This is a genomic window from Wolbachia endosymbiont (group A) of Philonthus cognatus (assembly GCF_947251755.1).
GTDB classification, from domain to species: domain Bacteria; phylum Pseudomonadota; class Alphaproteobacteria; order Rickettsiales; family Anaplasmataceae; genus Wolbachia; species Wolbachia pipientis.
Map to the genome: position 1 here is coordinate 659,737 of NZ_OX366388.1, position 17,136 is coordinate 676,872.

Here is a 17,136-nt window from a genome sequence, read left to right on the forward strand (position 1 = left end):
TTATTCCTAATTAATATGTTAGTATTTTTATAAATTAAGTTATTATATTAAAATTCTTTCATGGATTTCAATATTAGCTCCGCACTACTTGTAGTTTTTGTAATGGGTCTGCCAATGACGATATAATCAGCTCCTGAATTTATTGCTTCTTTTGGCGTTGCTGTTCTTTTTTGGTCGTCATGACCTGGATCTATACGAATTCCTGGAGTAATAATTTTAAAGTCTTCACCGCACTCTCGGCGCACTTCTTGAGCTTCTAGTGCAGAACAGACTATTCCATGGAGTCCAATCTTTTTTGCAAGCTTTGCAAGCAAAATTACCTGTGATTTTGCCTCTCTTGCTACTCCAAGCTCGTTTAAATCCTCATTGCTCATACTAGTTAGCACTGTCACTCCAATCAGCTTTATTTTTGTGCCTTGCACTACACTTAGCGCTTCTTCAAGCATTTTTGTCCCACCGCTGATGTGCAGAGTTAACATTTCAACGTTCAGAACTTTTATTACTTCAACTGTTTTGGCTACAGTGTTTGGAATGTCATGCAATTTCAGATCTAAAAAAATTGGTACATTGCATTTTGCAACTTCTTGCACTCCAGAAAGACCTTGAGCAGCAAAAAATTCTAATCCCAGCTTTACCATGCCAACTTTACCATGCAGAGCATTAGCTAGAGAAATAGCCTTATTTAAGTCTTGTGTATCCAGTGCGCATATTATTGGGTTCATTATCTTGCATGATTTATCTTATAATAAGACTCATTGTTGTGTTTTGCAAATACTTTCACTCTGATTGAACTGACTGCGTTCATAAGATTCTGTCAATAGTGAATTTGGCAACTTGGTCGGGGTGGATGAGCGACTGACAAATAATGATTCATATCCAAGATCTTCCAGCGAAGAAGAAGGCGTTTCGTCTGGCAAAAGCCGTGCAATTTCTCCTTGTAACGCAGACTTTAATATTTGAATCGTATCTAATATTGCTTTTCCATCATTATTTCTTATTGGTTCTTCTATATTGTCTGTTACGCATCTTATCAACAGTTGCGCAAAATTCACTTGTTTTTCTTTCTCTTTCAAAAAATCTTCTATTTGACTGTCTCGTTCTAAAAGTGAATTTCTTAAACTTTTTACTTCATTATTACAATCTTTTCTTATCCCATCTAACTCAAAAGATTGATTTTTAATTAAACCATTTGCTTCATCTAACTCTTCAAATTTCTCTTTTAATTCTTTAGATAAATTTTTCTTTTCTTTGTTGACCTCTTTAATTTTACATTGTAGCTTATCTAAGTTTGCATGCAGCCTTTCTTGTTCTTCACGTAATTCCTCTACTTCTTTAGAAAGTTTATTTTTTTCCTTATTCAATGCCTCTACTTTTTCACTAAGTTCATGTTTTTTCTCACGTAGTGCCTTTTGTACTTCACGTAACGTTTCTATTCTATCATTCAACCCCTTATTCTCTAGCTCTAAATGTTTATTATCATCCACTTCCATCTTCAGCTTTGCAATAAATCTACTTCTTTCTTCCAACTGTTTCTTCAAACATGAGATTTCAAGTTTTAATTTCTCTTCCTGCTCATTAAGCTTACCTATTTCCTTTCTTGTTTTGTCCAATTCATTGTCTATTTCAAACGTACGATTCTTTGCTGTTTCTAATTTTTTCTCTAAAGATTTTTTTTCTTCAAGAAGAGATTCTCTCTCAGCTTCTGACTCATTTACTTTCTGATCCAATCTTTTTGCTCTCTTGTCTAAATTTTGCTTCTCTCTAGTTAATTCATGTAATTGATTCTTCACTTCTTTGTTTGCAGCTTCTTCAGCTTCTTTTTCCAGAGTTATTTTATTTTCTAACTCTTGCTCTTTCTGAGCGAATTTATTTCTCTCAACCTCTATTTTTTTATTATTACTAATTATTTTATACGAAAGTGCAAGCACCAAAATAGATAATGTAGCTAAAGCAAGAATTAGAGGAAGAGGCACATTAGAAGTTACAATAAGCGCTAAAGATGTAAGTAACGTAAGAGTAGCTAAGGAACTAGCTACAAAATAAAATGCATTAGCCTCACTAAGCAAATTGCTCATTACTTCCCTCCCACCACGGACAAAACTCCAGCAGTCTTGTATATATTTATTAAAATTCTCTTATCTGTGGAGGAATTATAGTGCTGCACCTACAACAAACTTTCCTTTTTCAGCCTGCTAGCTAAAAAATGACTTAGACCTTGTGTATCGAGTGTACCATTGTACTTATAATGTCTAGTTAGCTATTGATCGGGGTAGAACATATACTGGTATATCCAGAATCACATGAAGCATCATTCAGCTTTTTACATGGCGATCTTATTGGAGTGGATATATAAGGTGGTTTTGGTTTCGGGAACTGTTTATTAACAGACTCATTTTCACCTATTCCTTCAAGTTCTGATAAATGTTCACTGCTTATATCTGAAGAAATGGAATGACTTTGCTCGTCTTCCTGCTCAATTACTGCTTGCAGACGTTTAACTTTTCTTTCCAAATCAGAATTACGTATTCTTAATTTACTGCATTCGTCATCCAAATCTTTTTCGCTACTTTTCAACTGACTGTTATTATCGCGCAACTTTTCATTAAGTTTTTTTAACTCTCTGATCTTATCAAGATTTTTAGTTTTTTCCTCTTCTAATTCCTTGCATAGTTTTTCTTTTTGTTCTAAATCTTTAGCTAGCTGGATCGTTTCTTGCACTTTTTTACTTAACTTTTCTTTCAATCGTATTTCTCTTTTTACTACTTCCCCTAATTCAGATTTTAAACAAGAAGTTTTGTCTTTTTCTAACTGCACTGCTAATTCTCCTACTTTTTTCCTTCTCTTTTCTAAACATGTTTCCAATTCTGTTATTCTTTCTTTTAATAAAAGAGCTAAAATTCCTTCATATTTTAATTCATCTAACTGCCTTTTTAAGGAATCTATTTCTTTTTGAGGTTGAGATAATTCCTCCATTAAAGAATCCACTCTTTCATTCAATCTTACATTTTCATCATGTAACTCAAGGGCACCTATCTTACCCTCTAATTCTCGGATTTGATTACCTTTATTATTTAACTCTTTTGTAGCATCATCTAATTTTTGCTGTGCATCATCTTGTTGTTTCTTTAACTGCTCTATTTCCTTATTTAACCCTGCAATTTCGCTTTCCAAATCTTGCTTTTCTCGAGTTAATTGATCTTTTAATTCCTTCACTTCTTTATTTACAGCTTCTTTAGCTTTTTCTCCCAGAGCTATTTTACTTTCTAACTCTTGTACCCTACTCTCTGATTGTTGTTTTACGCTTTCTAACTCTTGCTCTTTTTCAGCAAATTTATTTTTCTCAACCTCTATTTTCTTATTATTACTAATTATTTTACATGAAAGTGCAAGCACCAAAATAGAAAGTATAGACAAACTCAAAGCAACAGGAAGAGCTACATTAAAGGCTGCAACTGAAGACAAGAACTTAACATAAGGGGCAACAGCAAGTGTCCCAGACGCAAGCAATACCAAAGTAGCAAGAGCACCAGCTATAAGATATGGTGCATTGGCTTTATTATATAAATCCCCCATTATTATTCTCTCACAATCAATAATGACTATGATAGCATAGATATCAAAGGAAGTGAAGCTATAAAAATCAGTATAAGTCTATATTCACTATGTATTTCCCGTCTTCAGTTTCAAGCTCAGACTGCATCCACTCTATCGTTTCCGCATTGCACACTGCCTGCAAATCATCCTGTGCGGATTGATTCAATTTATCCTCTCGTAGATCTGCTTTTATCATCAACTTTTTTATCAGATGCTTAACTGATACATTATTATCTGCCTTTATCTTTCTGATAATGTTTAATATCTGAATAACATTATCTCCCATTTCCTCTGAATATTTATCGTAGATAAGTTCTTCTTTGCTCGGCCAATTACTTTGATTGTGTACAGAATTATAACTATACAACTGGTGGTATATCTCTTCTGTAATGTAAGGCAAGAAAGGTGCAAATAACCGCAAAATAATATTCAGTACATATGCCAAACTTTGCTTTGCACTTAAGTTTGTTTCGCTGTCTACTTTATCTCCATATGCGCGCTTTTTTGCTAGTTCCAAGTAGTTATCACAAAAATCCTTCCAAAAAAATTCTTCTACTGCACTCAAAGCTTCGCAGTATTCAAACTGTAATAGGTTGTTCGTTGCTCTTTCTATAACTTTGTATAACTTAGACAATATCCACTTATCCATTGTCTCGTGAGCAGAATTTATGCTCATCACTTGATGCTTTTCCATGAACATGGAAACGAACTTGCTAGCGTTCCAAAGTTTTGTAACGAGGCGCTTGCCAATTTTGAATGTATTTTCAGAGTAGACTGTATCAACTCCAAGCCTTGAGTTCGCTGCCCAATAGCGCACTACATCAGCTCCATAAGTTTCAAGTATTACATGAGGAGTGATGATGTTACCCTTTGATTTACTCATCTTTTTCTTATCATCTGCTAAACACCAACCGCTGATCATAATGTTTTTCCAAGGTAAAGAATTTGCATGATAATGTGCCTTTAAAATAGTATAAAAAGCCCAAGTTCTTATTATCTCATGGCTCTGGCTGCGCAGATCTGCAGGAAATATCGTATCATAGCGATGATTTGGTAAGCTAAACTCACTGTTTACTGCCAGTGCACTCAGTTGAGGAGTAATTGAACTTGTGGCCCAGGTATCCATTACATCTTGATCTGGGATAATCTCTTCTTTGCTATACCCTTTTGGCAAATCTTTGAGTGGATCAATAGGTAGGGCCTTTATTTCAGCTAGAATAATTTTACCTTCTTCTCCCTTACGTTTAGAATACCACGCTGGAAATGGCACACCAAAATAGCGCTGCCTTGAGATGCACCAGTCCCAATTTAGCCCTTCTATCCACACTTCCATGCGTTTACGCATATTGCTTGGGTGCCAATTGCATTCTTTTACTTTATCTAATACTTGAGCTTTTTGCTCTAAGATCTTGATAAACCATTGATAAGTAGGCAATATCTCAAGTGGTGCACCAGACCTTTCTGCGCACTTAACAGAATGAGAAATGTTAGTGCTTTCTACCAAAAGTCCTTTTTCAGTTAGGATTTCGATTATCCGCTTTCTTGCTGCTGTAACTTTCAATCCATTTATTTCATTTAGTATATCGTCTGTCATCCGAGTAGCTGACACTGGGATCCATATTTCTTCCTTCTGACCATGTACTGAATGAAGGTTCATCCTCCCATCCTGATCGATGATAATTTTCATCGGTAGATTATGCTTTTGCTGCCAATATATGTCGAGTTCATCACCAAACGTACAGCACATAACAAGCCCGGTGCCTTTATCTATTTTAACCTTATCATCTGCTATTATTGGAACTTTCTCCTCTGTTATTGGCACTACCGCTGTTTTTCCGATCAGATGAGTGTAGCGCGTATCCTCTGGATGACAAAAAACTGCAACGCATGCTGGAAGTAGTTCAGGTCGCGTAGTTGCAATATTGATCTGCTCATTTTCTTGAGTAGAGAAAACTATCGTGTTTAAGGATGACTCAAAAACTTTATCTTCTATTTCTGCTTGCGCAATTGCTGTTTTATCAACCGGGTCCCAAAGGATGGGCTGCATTTTTCTATATGCATATCCCTTATTATATAGATCAATAAACGACATCTGTGAAAGCGTCACAGTTTCCTTGCTGATCGTGTGATATTCCAAATCCCAGTCATAACTAATGCCGACCGATTTAAATAGTTCCTTGAATTCTTGCTTTGATTTTTCAATAACCTCATGGCACATCTTTATAAATTTTTCCCTGCCAACTTCTTTTGCGCGGGTTTTATAGGTTTGCTCAACCAATCTTTCAGTGGGAAGCCCATTATCATCAAACCCAATTGGGTAAAACACATCTTTTCCCAGCATGCGCTGAAACCTTGCAATAAAGTCCGTGTGGCAATAGCTAAATATATGGCCAATATGCAATTTACCCGATATTGTCGGTGGAGGTGTGTCTATAGTGAAAGTGTTATCCTTTTCACCATTCCATTTATAAACTTTACTGCCTTCCCATAATATGTTGCATTTGTCTTCAACTTCTTTAAAGCCGTATTTTTCTTTTAACATAAATATTTCTCAATTTTAAACCTTAAGCTAGCAACGTTATACCGCCGCGGTATCTCTAGATCCCGCTAACAAGCAGCGGAATGACGATGGTCGGTAAACCTAAATTACTTTAGCTATAGCACAATTAAGTAAATACGGCAATTTTACGCCAAAATTTTTTGTTTACGAACATAAATTTTCTATGCTATGATAAAAATATTACTTGACCTTAGGTTCTAAGGGTATTATGTAATGTTAATTATATATATTGAGGTTTAATATGTTGAACTCAAATGAAAATCAAAATTCTTCACCTGGAGCAACTTCACCAACTGATATAACATCTGATCAAGAAGGAACTATAAATAAAAACTCTATTGAATCAGGAACAGAGCAGTCGTTACAAGGTTCTTCAGTTGGTAATCAAGATTCTTTAAATGATTATGTTGATGCGAGTAGCACGCCTGTGTCTGAAGGGATTAATGATACAATGCAGGTTGCCGATGATAATGAGGTTACGTCGGGCAATAAAGGTAATCGAAGTGTTGTTTCTAGTGATAGCACGCCGTTAAGTGAAGGTTCTGTTAATGAGCAAGAAGATGTTACTGAGTCAAAAAAAAGAAGAAGATCAGCAAGTAGAAGACTACAACAGAGTAAAGAGCTTGTTAACAGCTTAGAGCAACAGTTAAAAGAGAAAGACGATGAAATAACAGCATTAAAAGCTCAACAAAATACACAAGAAGTTGCGAACTTACAGCAACAGTTAAAAGAGAAAGACGATGAAATAACAGCATTAAAAGCTCAACAAAATACACAAGAAGTTGCGAACTTACAGCAACAGTTAAAAGAGAAAGACGATGAAATAACAGCATTAAAAGCTCAACAAAATACACAAGAAGTTGCGAACTTACAGCAACAGTTACAAGCTAAAGACGATGAAATAAAAGATTTACAAGAACAGCTAAACAACCAACCAGATGCTACTCTGTTAAAAGCTAAAGACGATGAAATAAAAGATTTACAAGAACAGCTAAACAACCGACCAAGTGCTACTCTGTTAAAAGCTAAAGACGATGAAATAAAAGATTTACAAGAACAGCTAAACAACCAACCAAGTGCTGCTCAGTTACAAGCTAAAGATGAGGAAATAACACAATTAAAAGCTCAAGTTCAGCAGTTGCAAGCTAAAAATGCTGAAGTTGTGGAGTTAAATAAACAATTAGAAGAGAGTAAAAGTCTTGTTGATAAATTACAGAAGGAAAAACAAACATTAGAAGATAAAAGCAAAACAACTGAGCAACCAAAACAAGGCAATGGAGCGAAGTACACCGCTACTGTTGGTATGGGTCTTGCTGCTGGACTGATAGCATTTACTGCACTTGAACGTACAGTTAAGTTAGAGATGTTAGTAATGATTGGTATAGCAGTAGCATCTGCACTCGTAGCCGGTGGTATTACATATGCAGTATTACCTAGTACTCAAGTAGATGGGGCAAAAGCACAAGAAGTAAGTGGGGGAAAAAACAAGGTAGCTTAACACAGTTTGTTGAGCTGAGACGTACGTGTCAAGTAAAACACTTGACGCGAACTTCAGTTTTTGTATTCCTTCATTAGCATAATATAATTTTGTGCTGATTGTGTAATATGTTTAATTTCTTCATTCGACATTTTTTTGAAGAATTTTGCTGGCCTGCCAGCCCATATTTCCCCACTTTTTATCACTTTTCCGTGTGTTACCAGTGAGCCAGCAGCTACCATAGCTTCAGGCTCCACAACTGCATGGTCCATCACGGTAGAGCCCATACCAATAAACGCCTTATCATGCACCGTGCATGCGTGCAACACACAAAAATGTCCCACTGTTACCATGCTGCCAATAATTGTGTCACCACCTGGGTTTCTATCCACATGAATTACCGTTCCATCTTGAATATTTGTTCCATTACCTATTTTTATTGATCCAACGTCCCCTCTGACCACACAATTAAACCAGATGCTTGCATCTCTTCCTATTTCAACCTTACCTATGATATGCGAACCACCTGCGATGAAAGCACTTTCGTCTATTTTTGGTTCATAATCTTTGTATTTTAAAATGTGGTACATATTAAGCCCAAAGTCTTATGCATATGTTAATCAAAATAAGGTAAGCAGTAAATACATACTTAGATTTCAAACTACTTGGGTGACAGATGTTCTTGACTTACGTGCTTTGTACTGCTAAGATTTTTATTTTCAGCCCTATCTATAATGTCAGTAGCGGTATTAAGTATATTTCAAATAATATTGGTTGTTGTGTTAGTAATTTTAGTGCTCTTGCAGCCGCCTGGAAGTAGTTCGTTAAGTGGTTTTAGTAATACACAACAGGGGGTCAATTCGATGATTCCAGTGAAATCTTCTGAAAACCCGCTCAGCAGAATAACGGCTGTTGTTGCTGGATTGTTTATTATAAACACATTGCTATTGTCAGGATTATATTCAAAAGACGTACATAAAAAATCGATTGCAGAGAAAATTATATTAGAAAAAAAGCAAGAAAGTGAATCTACTTCTGTTCCATTTGAAAATTAATGAAGGAAGCTAAATTTATCTTTGTCACAGGTGGAGTTGTGTCATCGCTTGGTAAAGGCTTAGTTGCTTCGAGTGTTGGTGCGCTTCTTCAAGCTCACGGTTTTAAGATCCGTATCAGAAAACTTGACCCGTATCTCAACATTGATCCTGGGACAATGAACCCAACTCAGCACGGAGAGGTATTTGTTACCGAAGATGGTGCTGAAACTGATTTGGATCTTGGGCATTATGAGCGTTTTACTGGAATTAAAGCAACAAAAGATGACAATATAACAACTGGTAAGATATATCATGAGTTATTGAAGAAAGAGAGGCGTGGTGATTATCTGGGCAAAACTGTGCAAGTCATTCCTCATGTGACAGATTTGATCAAATCGTTCATTTTTAATGGTACGGAAGGTTTAGATTTTGTAATATGTGAAATAGGCGGAACTGTAGGTGACATTGAAAGCCAACCATTTTTGGAGGCTATACGTCAAGTTAACTACACATTAGGAAAACAAAGAGTTATCCTTATTCACTTAACTTTAATACCATATCTTACTGCAGCGCAAGAATTAAAGACAAAACCAACGCAGCATTCAGTTCGAGAGTTAAATTCCGCGGGGTTACAACCAGATATTATATTATGCCGCAGTGAGAAAGAAATTTTCGATAATCAAAGAGAGAAAATAGCTAAGCTTTGCAATGTTTCTTTATCCAATGTGATACCTGCCCCTGATGTGAGTCATATATATGAGTTACCGGTGTTGTATAGCCAATGTGGGCTTGATACGCAAATTTTGGAGCACTTTCATTTAAGTAAGCCAAAACCAAGCTTGACTGAATGGGATCAAATAGTGCATTCCATAAGGCACCCAACACAGGAAGTTACTGTATCTATAGTGGGAAAATACACCGAATTCCCTGATGCGTATAAATCACTAGTTGAAGCATTAAATCATGGTGCGATTAGTAATAAAGTCAAAGTAAGGATAAATTGGGTTAACTCAAGAGAGAAGGAAGAAAAACCTATAAATGAAAAACTTATAGGAGAGAAATTACAGAATTCTCATGCAATCCTTGTTCCAGGGGGGTTTGGTGATGACGGAGTAGAGGGTAAAATATTAGCAATAAATTATGCCCGTACAAATAATATCCCATTTTTCGGAATTTGCCTTGGTATGCAGCTTGCAATTATTGAATTTGCTCGTAATGTTGTTAAGCTTGAAGATGTACACTCTGAAGAATTTCGTAACTGTAAACATCCAATCGTTAAGTTAGCTGGCGATCAAGATGACGATCTTGGTGGAACCATGAGACTTGGGGCATACAAATGTAATATAAATGCAAACTCTAAAATGATGGATGCATATAGTAACACTACTATTTCAGAAAGACACAGGCATAGATACATAATCAATTCAGATTATAAAGATGATTTGGAAAAAAATGGGCTGCTATGCAGTGGCATATCAGAAGATGGAACGTGCATAGAGGCAGTGGAGTTAGAGAGTCATCCGTGGTTTATTGGTGTGCAGTTTCATCCAGAATTTCAATCAAAGCCGTTTTCTCCTCATCCTCTTTTCGTGTCGTTCGTTAAAGCAGCAATTGATAAGAAATAAGTGCCTAGTGTTTAAGTATCAATATATGGAGCTTGCCATAGAGCAAGCCAAACTCGCTCAAAAAAATGATGAGGTGCCCATAGGTGCTGTAATAGTGAGTGGAGACAATATCATTTCTTCTGCACACAATATATCCAGCGATCCAACTGCACATGCAGAGATGTTAGCGATCAGACAAGCATTTTCAACTCCCACGCTTTGTGATGCTGATATGTACGTAACATTAGAACCATGTCCGATGTGTGCTCAAGCCATTTCCTTTGCCAGAATTAAACGATTGTACTTTGGAGCTTATAATCCAAAAGGTGGAGGAATTGAAAATGGTGCTAAGATATTTCAATTTTGCAGCCATATACCTGAAGTTTATGGTGGGATATTAGAAACAGAATGCTCTTTTTTGTTAAAGGATTTTTTTGAGAAATTGAGAACATAGTTTAAGTCTATCAATTGTCATTTGCTTGCTTATCTCTGAAACTATCTTCACTTTTTTCCATATAGCCGCCTCTAGTCTAACTGTGCAGATCGATTTGCTGCCACGTGCGTAATAAGTACAACATTAGAGTTGCTAGATAAATTATTATTAGTACCAGCTTCAGCGGCCAAATAACGACCATCTTCAGTACATGTGAGTATATAATTTAATAGTGTTGCGGCTGCTTCCCTATCATTCAGTTTTGGGTCCAAACAATAATCTATCAATTTACTAATTGACTGTTTATTTGTAACTCGACCCTCAAACTCCCTGAGAGATCCTACTCTCTCTCCTAAGTTTATAACGAATTGCTGCGTTTCTTCAGGTGTAAGTTTACCTACTCTGTAATCTAACTCATTTGCGGTTCTTGCACGTTCTACTTCTTCGTGTCCATAGCAGCCTAATAGGTTACTTATTGCCTGTACCATACCATTTAGACTATTTGCAAGTTCTACTCCTAATATCCTATACAATGACTCTTGTACCGATGTCGTATAAACTTCATCAATCACTTCTTTCAGGCAGACCAGAGTATAGATTATAAATTTTCTTTCTTCTCTTGATTCTGATAGGCTCTTTAAAATATCAGTAAGAGTTGGTACTATAACATTCCGCACAACTTCTTGATTTCTTGTTAAGTTTGGTACTGTATTTTTTAATACCTTAGCCCACTGCTTATCTTCAGGCAATTTTCTTTCACTTATGGCAGTTAAAATTGTACTTCCAAGAGTTGGATCAGTTATTGCCTGAAAAATAGCATATGATACTTCCAATGATAAATGGTAAACAAGCGATAATAGATGTAAATTGGAAATAGGAATGCTGGAGCGTATCTTTAGAACATCTTTAACAGCAGCATAGAATTTCTTTAAAGTACTAGAATCTCTAGCACCTTGAAGTTCTTCAAAATTACTTAACTTATTAATGAAATTTTCTTGTATATTTTGAAATCTTGCTTCAATTAATTCCTTTTTGGATGTCATTTTTTTAGCTACACTTTCAGTCTTTTCCTTTACTTCCAGGTATAGTGCACCTGCTTCTGCTCCTCTTTCTGCTATAGTTGATAACCCGCTAAACAAATCATTAGCTGCTTCTTCTAGACTTATGTTAAATACAGCATTATTAACAATTACCTCGTGTTTGCGTTCCCCTTTTACTTTTTTATATAATACAAACAGAGACATAGATGCTATTGCAGTCAAAAAGAAGGTCACAGCTACTATTACTAACACTAGCGGAGACATTTTAATTAGAGTAAACGTGGCTGCAGCTCCCATACCAAGCGAAAACATCGCTACACATCCAACCGCTACTTGGAAATACAACTTACAGTTTTTCTTATTATTTGAAATGTTTGCGTTATTTGGAATGTCTGCTCTGTTTCGTAAAAGAAACCCGATACCTTCTATATCTCGATTCTGAAGAGCTTGTATCAGTAGAGATCTGCACCATTCTTAAGAAAATCATAAAAAGTAGCGTTAGCTGTATAGGTTTCATCACATTCAATTAAGCGCTGCTTAATAAAATTGACAACAGCGTAGTGTAGTGAGCTATTTCCATTATTATCTGGTATATTAACGTTAACTCTTTGTTTTATGAGATATTTTGCATGGCCCAACTTATCTTGAATAATTGCATTTAGTAATAACGTTCTTCCTTCAGCATCTTGAGAATTTACTCCTTCATGTGCTCCCCTTTCAAGCAATAGCACAGCATTTTCAACATCACCTTTTTCAGCTGCAACACTCAGTAGGGCTTGATCACCTTTATTAACATTAATGTTAGCACCATTTTTTAGCAACCAATCTATAACCTCTTCCTTTTCGCATCTGTCCTCAATCTCTAATGCTTTTGTAAGCACATCAAAGCAGTAGTTATGGTCAGAAACAAGTTTATTTAAATCTAATTCCCCTATATTAAGGTTGCGTGAGTATAAAAACTTTTCACTATGTTGTGCTCCATATTTTTGCAGCAAGCTATACATTTCACTGCCATATTGAGCATAATCCAAAGCAGTACAACCATCATTATCCTTAGCATTTACTTCTATTTTTTGATATAACATAGACAATGGCAAAAACCTTGCTACCAGGTACTGAGACACTTCTTTTTCATTAGCTTCTAAAAACAACTCAACAACTTTTCTATTTTCATTCCTAACAGATCTATGCAGTACAGTACGATCGCTAGCATCTATAGTATCAATCCTACTGCCATTGCTTATTAATGAACTTATAACTTTTGATGAGCATTTTTTTTCTATAGCAACGTCTAGAATAGTTTTGCCATTTTTTGTAGCATTTATATCTAAATCTTCCTTGATAAGCTGCTTAATTCTGTTTTCCCTATCGGTGCTGTTTTTTATTCTCAACACATCTTCAAAGTACTCAAAATTAGACCACGCATCACACAATGCTTCATTTTCTACTGATTTTTGTATTCTTTCTGAGTAAGCAATATCTGAATGAACAGCATTTCCTGCTTGTTCACGTACTATATTAATTCTATTATTATTTTCTGTATCTGTTGTCATATACCCTCTATAAAGCCTAACTTATATCATACTATATTTGTGACGCTTGTAAAGACTTAAATTTACAGTTGGAAATACTGTTTTTTTAGACGAATAGAATAAGAAATTAGTGTTATGCATAAAAAAGTTTATCATGGCATGTGTTTTTGATCGTTCTAATTTTTCCGCAATAAAATTTTCTCATTTAGCGAGATTAGCGCATTTTTCACACCTTTTTTCAACTTAGGAGAATACACACTTAAGAGAAAACTAAGACCAATCAAATTTCTTATCTTGCGGTTTTATTTGCAATATTGCTACCACACTGATCAACAAGCAGAAGACTATATAAAGCCCAGCAGCAAGGTTTGTTTGAGGAAATGTTACAGTCAACCAAATACAAACCATAGGAGTAAATCCTCCATGTAACGCATAAGAGATATTGCGTGATAAGCTCACACCACTAAATCTAACATTGGTAGGAAAGAGTTCAGATGCAACTATTCCTATGGGAACTATACCCCTTTCTATTATAGAGAGAACCATTACGCTCAACGCAATCACAAGATAATTTTTATAGTAATATGCAATAGATAACGCAGGACAACACAGTGCCATTGTAATTGCTATAAATAAGATTGCAGTGCGCTCTTTTCCAACTTTATCAGCCAACATTCCAAACGCTATTGAAGATATCGGCATTAATACACTGGTTATAATCAATACAATTTCGTTGATATATGTTGTTACATAAACATCCACTGATGCTCTTTCCTTTGCGAGAGTTCGAAGAAATATGGTAAATCCAACAGCAACATTAACAGGTACAGATATTAAAATAGCAAGTATAAGAGCTCTCTTGTGGCGTTTTATAAGCTCTATTATTGGCAAATCAGGTAAATTTCTTTGTTTTCGATTTTTTTCATATGCTGGAGTTTCTCCCAATGTGTATATGCTATACGCGCTAATTAATCCTAAAATAGCTGAGAAAATAAATGGCAATCTCCAACCCCAGGTACAAAAATCAGTAGTTTTTTTGCAGATAATCACTATCACCGCAGAAAGCAAGACGCCAATGGAGCGACCAAAACCCATCATTCCAAAATACATCCCTAAGTTCTCTTTCCTACTGGATAAATGCTCTATAAGATAAACAGAACTTCCTTGTTCACCACCAAGTGCAATTCCTTGTGTTATATGGATTGCAAGAAGCAATATAGTAGAAATTATACCTACTTGATTGTGACTTGGAATAAATGCAATGAGACTTGATGGTATCGATATTAGCAAGATAGTAATTATTAATGCTATCCTCCTTCCATACCTGTCACCAACGTGACCAAATATGAATGCACCAAGTGGCCTTACAATTGCACCTAGCCCTACAATTCCAAATAATTGCAGTATGTTACTGTAGACATCTTTTGCAAAACAAAACTCTCTGCTGATTATGTTAATCAAATCAATAAAAAGCATGTAGTCATACCATATTGCGATTCTGCAGAGTATGGTTGATATCAACACCCTTGTTTGCACTAAATTCAATTCGTAAATGTTTGCTTATTCTATTCTGGCTGCTTTTTGGGATTTTACAACCTAAACATATGGAGTTGACTTTTTTATTATGGTGTGTGATAATTGCAGTGTTATTAAGTTTAGTGGTAAAGTTATAATGAATATAGCTTATTTAGCAGCACTTATAGCAGCAGCTATAATAAAAATAGCAGCAGTAATACTTTGTGCTATAATGTGTATAAGCATTTTCTTTATATTATTTAAGGGAAAAAGAACACTTAGATTCAAAAGGATTTCTATCTCTTCTGAAAACAGTAGGTGTAATTTCTATAATACTATCAATTATATCTCTCCCACTTATTATATTAAGCCTTACTACTCCGTCACCTCTGGTAGTAGGTATAGTAGGTGGTATCGTTGGTGCTATTTCCATAATACCATTAATAGTAGCTTACATTTTGCTTGTGGCTATATCGGATATCTTTATTACCAAGTCTTTATAAATTTGAGCTAATGTTACTGTCTTCATTTCTTCTTGGTTGTAATATTGCTGAAAGTTATCTATTTCCATAGGTATAACATATAATCTGATTTTATAAGATATTCTACCGGGATTAAAATATCGTAAATCTTAGGCGTTATAAACAAAATTTACAGGAAAAATAAGATGATACTACTCAAAAAGGCAAACAAGACGGTATTTTTCTGGCATAAGTTAGCGTTCAGCTTTACCTTTCCTTGCAAGACATTTTAGAGCTATTATGTCTTACTTCTTGAAGATACAAGTTAGCGTTTTTAACCCGAATTCTGGATTGGAGATTAAAAAAAACAAGAATATCAATAGCTTATTGTTTTAGCATTTACGATAAAGCAGTAAGCATTTTAAGACTAGTTACTAATTTAGTAAAATTCAAGACTTTCAATAATTTACCTAAAATCTAATCCAGAATTCGGGTTAATAATAAAATCTTGTTTTTTGAAAATGAATTTGGTAAACTTTAAAGATGTATGTGACAATATGGGGATATATTGTTTTTAGTATTTAATAAGTTAAAGTACGTACTTGATAATTTTTCGGAACGCTCTAATCAAGCTAAAATAGGTAGGCTAGATAAAATTATTCTTAGTTTAAAATTGGTATAAGGTATTAAGATGAAAAAAATTGAAATTTCAGAATTACTAAAAAGAATTTCAATCTGTTTACTATGCGTGGCAACTATTATCTCTATCGCTTTTTTGTTTGCCTATATGCATACAACGTTGCTCAGTAAAGGGTATGAGTTAGCTGCACATTATGTTAGTGAAGCTATGCCTTTTGTGTTACTTGTCGTTTTCTTTTTTATTGCTTGGTTTATATATGATCAAATATTCAGCAAACTAAAGGAAGTAGAGCTGCCTATATCGATAGAATTAGCTGATTCAGATGATAAAAGAATAACATTTGCTGATGCTATAATTGATGACTCCTTAAAACAACGGTTGCAGATGATTTGCTGTGACCAAATGACAGAAGAAATGCGCAAGCTGTTTGGAAATAAAAGTATTAATTCACTAAGAGGTTACATATTACATGGCCCTCCTGGAAATGGTAAAACACTTATCGCTCGTGCAATTGCAGGTGAATCAAATATGAATTTCATAAGCATCTCAGGTCCTGAACTTATTGGAGTATATATTGGTCATGGTGCACATGCTGTACGCGAGCTTTTTAAAATAGCAAAAAAATATTCTCCTTGTATAGTCTTTATAGATGAAATAGATGCAGTTGCTCAAAAAAGAAGTACCGCTAATAACTCAGCTTACCATTGTCGAGAGAGTTTAACACAGTTGTTAACTGAAATAGATGGATTTAAGAGCAGAAAAGATATAATAGTAATTGGTGCAACTAACCTTATCGGTGGTATAGATCCAGCACTTATTAGACCTGGACGTTTAGGTCAGAAGGTTTATGTCCCTAATCCAAACATAGAGGTGAGACAAAGGATATTGGAACTTTATATGCGAGGTACAAAAACTGATGAAAAGCTAAACCTCCAAGACATTGCAGACAAGACTGAAGGCTATTCTGGGGCTGAATTAGAGCAATTAGTGAATGAAGCAAAAATTAGCGCTGGTGCGCAAAGACGGCTTATAGTGAGTGAGGAAGATTTCAGTTACGCGCTTCACAGGTTAAGTCCAGAACAAGAAAGAGATAGAATAAGGTTAGTTTCAAACGTGAAGACACAGACAGAAGTATCTTATTCTATTTAGAGTATAAAACTATCATAAATTTTTCTGTTATTTCCAAATAAATTGCTATTAATTTAACAACATACATTACTAAAAGCTTAAATAATCCAGCCATTTC

14 protein-coding genes are annotated in these 17,136 nt (G+C 35.1%); 5 read left to right on the forward strand and 9 right to left on the reverse strand.

All coding sequences use genetic code 11. The features are described from left to right. Positions 1-47: 47 nt before the first annotated feature. The 4 genes from pyrF to OPR21_RS03240 form a co-directional block, all read right to left on the reverse strand. Positions 48-722, reverse strand: a complete 675-nt coding sequence (gene pyrF, locus OPR21_RS03225; protein WP_265030195.1) for an orotidine-5'-phosphate decarboxylase — start codon at positions 720-722, stop codon at positions 48-50. Positions 723-752: 30 nt separating this feature from the next. After that, the gene (locus OPR21_RS03230; protein WP_077188148.1) at positions 753-2,075 is read right to left on the reverse strand and encodes a coiled-coil domain-containing protein; all 1,323 of its coding nucleotides are present in this window, start codon (positions 2,073-2,075) and stop codon (positions 753-755) included. A 178-nt stretch (positions 2,076-2,253) separates the two neighbouring features. Continuing rightward, the gene (locus OPR21_RS03235) at positions 2,254-3,573 is read right to left on the reverse strand and encodes a coiled-coil domain-containing protein (protein ID WP_265030196.1); all 1,320 of its coding nucleotides are present in this window, start codon (positions 3,571-3,573) and stop codon (positions 2,254-2,256) included. 67 nt (positions 3,574-3,640) lie between these two features. Further along, positions 3,641-6,136 carry a valine--tRNA ligase gene (locus tag OPR21_RS03240; RefSeq protein WP_265030197.1) on the reverse strand — a complete coding sequence of 832 codons (2,496 nt, stop codon included), beginning with the start codon at positions 6,134-6,136 and terminating at the stop codon, positions 3,641-3,643. Positions 6,137-6,395: 259 nt separating this feature from the next. On the opposite strand from OPR21_RS03240, the gene OPR21_RS03245 reads away from it, so the two are divergent. Beyond that, on the forward strand, positions 6,396-7,652 hold the full coding sequence (locus OPR21_RS03245; protein ID WP_265030198.1) for a coiled-coil domain-containing protein: 1,257 nt from the start codon (positions 6,396-6,398) through the stop codon (positions 7,650-7,652). 53 nt (positions 7,653-7,705) lie between these two features. Here OPR21_RS03245 and OPR21_RS03250 read toward each other — a convergent pair whose 3' ends face one another. Then, positions 7,706-8,221 carry a gamma carbonic anhydrase family protein gene (locus tag OPR21_RS03250; protein WP_155968499.1) on the reverse strand — a complete coding sequence of 172 codons (516 nt, stop codon included), beginning with the start codon at positions 8,219-8,221 and terminating at the stop codon, positions 7,706-7,708. A 144-nt stretch (positions 8,222-8,365) separates the two neighbouring features. Between OPR21_RS03250 and secG the strand changes: the two genes are divergently transcribed. Genes secG through OPR21_RS03265 form a run of 3 tightly spaced genes read left to right on the forward strand, consistent with a single transcriptional unit; the run spans position 8,366 to position 10,723 of the window. After that, positions 8,366-8,686 (forward strand): preprotein translocase subunit SecG, encoded by a 321-nt coding sequence (gene secG, locus OPR21_RS03255; RefSeq protein WP_320157060.1) that lies wholly within the window; start codon positions 8,366-8,368, stop codon positions 8,684-8,686. Next, positions 8,686-10,290 carry a CTP synthase gene (locus tag OPR21_RS03260; RefSeq protein ID WP_155968501.1) on the forward strand — a complete coding sequence of 535 codons (1,605 nt, stop codon included), beginning with the start codon at positions 8,686-8,688 and terminating at the stop codon, positions 10,288-10,290. The genes secG and OPR21_RS03260 overlap by 1 nt, the downstream gene beginning before the upstream one ends. Before the next feature lie 25 nt (positions 10,291-10,315). Next, positions 10,316-10,723, forward strand: a complete 408-nt coding sequence (locus OPR21_RS03265) for a nucleoside deaminase (RefSeq protein WP_209472967.1) — start codon at positions 10,316-10,318, stop codon at positions 10,721-10,723. A 71-nt stretch (positions 10,724-10,794) separates the two neighbouring features. Here OPR21_RS03265 and OPR21_RS03270 read toward each other — a convergent pair whose 3' ends face one another. The 4 genes from OPR21_RS03270 to OPR21_RS03285 all read right to left on the reverse strand — a co-directional run bounded on the left by OPR21_RS03270 (position 10,795) and on the right by OPR21_RS03285 (position 15,222). Continuing rightward, positions 10,795-11,946 (reverse strand): hypothetical protein, encoded by a 1,152-nt coding sequence (locus OPR21_RS03270; RefSeq protein ID WP_265030200.1) that lies wholly within the window; start codon positions 11,944-11,946, stop codon positions 10,795-10,797. A gap of 248 nt (positions 11,947-12,194) precedes the next feature. Beyond that, entirely contained in the window at positions 12,195-13,295 is a 1,101-nt protein-coding gene (locus tag OPR21_RS03275; RefSeq protein WP_265030201.1) for an ankyrin repeat domain-containing protein, read from the reverse strand. A 249-nt stretch (positions 13,296-13,544) separates the two neighbouring features. After that, complete coding sequence (locus OPR21_RS03280; protein ID WP_406829260.1) at positions 13,545-14,750, reverse strand: MFS transporter; 1,206 nt, start codon at positions 14,748-14,750, stop codon at positions 13,545-13,547. A 295-nt stretch (positions 14,751-15,045) separates the two neighbouring features. Beyond that, on the reverse strand, positions 15,046-15,222 hold the full coding sequence (locus OPR21_RS03285) for a hypothetical protein (protein ID WP_174930852.1): 177 nt from the start codon (positions 15,220-15,222) through the stop codon (positions 15,046-15,048). Positions 15,223-15,941: 719 nt separating this feature from the next. On the opposite strand from OPR21_RS03285, the gene OPR21_RS03290 reads away from it, so the two are divergent. Continuing rightward, complete coding sequence (locus tag OPR21_RS03290) at positions 15,942-17,039, forward strand: ATP-binding protein (protein ID WP_265030203.1); 1,098 nt, start codon at positions 15,942-15,944, stop codon at positions 17,037-17,039. The last annotated feature ends 97 nt before the right edge of the window (positions 17,040-17,136 follow it).

Excerpts from the sequence above, each read along its gene's own strand:
- pyrF (WP_265030195.1), bottom strand. The coding sequence starts at position 722 with ATGAACCCAATAATATGCGCACTGGATACACAAGACTTAAATAAGGCT.
- OPR21_RS03230 (WP_077188148.1), bottom strand. The coding sequence starts at position 2,075 with ATGAGCAATTTGCTTAGTGAGGCTAATGCATTTTATTTTGTAGCTAGT.
- OPR21_RS03235 (WP_265030196.1), bottom strand. The coding sequence starts at position 3,573 with ATGGGGGATTTATATAATAAAGCCAATGCACCATATCTTATAGCTGGT.
- OPR21_RS03240 (WP_265030197.1), bottom strand. The coding sequence starts at position 6,136 with ATGTTAAAAGAAAAATACGGCTTTAAAGAAGTTGAAGACAAATGCAAC.
- OPR21_RS03245 (WP_265030198.1), top strand. The coding sequence starts at position 6,396 with ATGTTGAACTCAAATGAAAATCAAAATTCTTCACCTGGAGCAACTTCA.
- OPR21_RS03250 (WP_155968499.1), bottom strand. The coding sequence starts at position 8,221 with ATGTACCACATTTTAAAATACAAAGATTATGAACCAAAAATAGACGAA.
- secG (WP_320157060.1), top strand. The coding sequence starts at position 8,366 with ATGTCAGTAGCGGTATTAAGTATATTTCAAATAATATTGGTTGTTGTG.
- OPR21_RS03260 (WP_155968501.1), top strand. The coding sequence starts at position 8,686 with ATGAAGGAAGCTAAATTTATCTTTGTCACAGGTGGAGTTGTGTCATCG.
- OPR21_RS03265 (WP_209472967.1), top strand. The coding sequence starts at position 10,316 with ATGGAGCTTGCCATAGAGCAAGCCAAACTCGCTCAAAAAAATGATGAG.
- OPR21_RS03270 (WP_265030200.1), bottom strand. The coding sequence starts at position 11,946 with ATGTCTCTGTTTGTATTATATAAAAAAGTAAAAGGGGAACGCAAACAC.
- OPR21_RS03275 (WP_265030201.1), bottom strand. The coding sequence starts at position 13,295 with ATGACAACAGATACAGAAAATAATAATAGAATTAATATAGTACGTGAA.
- OPR21_RS03280 (WP_406829260.1), bottom strand. The coding sequence starts at position 14,750 with ATGCTTTTTATTGATTTGATTAACATAATCAGCAGAGAGTTTTGTTTT.
- OPR21_RS03285 (WP_174930852.1), bottom strand. The coding sequence starts at position 15,222 with ATGGAAATAGCACCAACGATACCACCTACTATACCTACTACCAGAGGT.
- OPR21_RS03290 (WP_265030203.1), top strand. The coding sequence starts at position 15,942 with ATGAAAAAAATTGAAATTTCAGAATTACTAAAAAGAATTTCAATCTGT.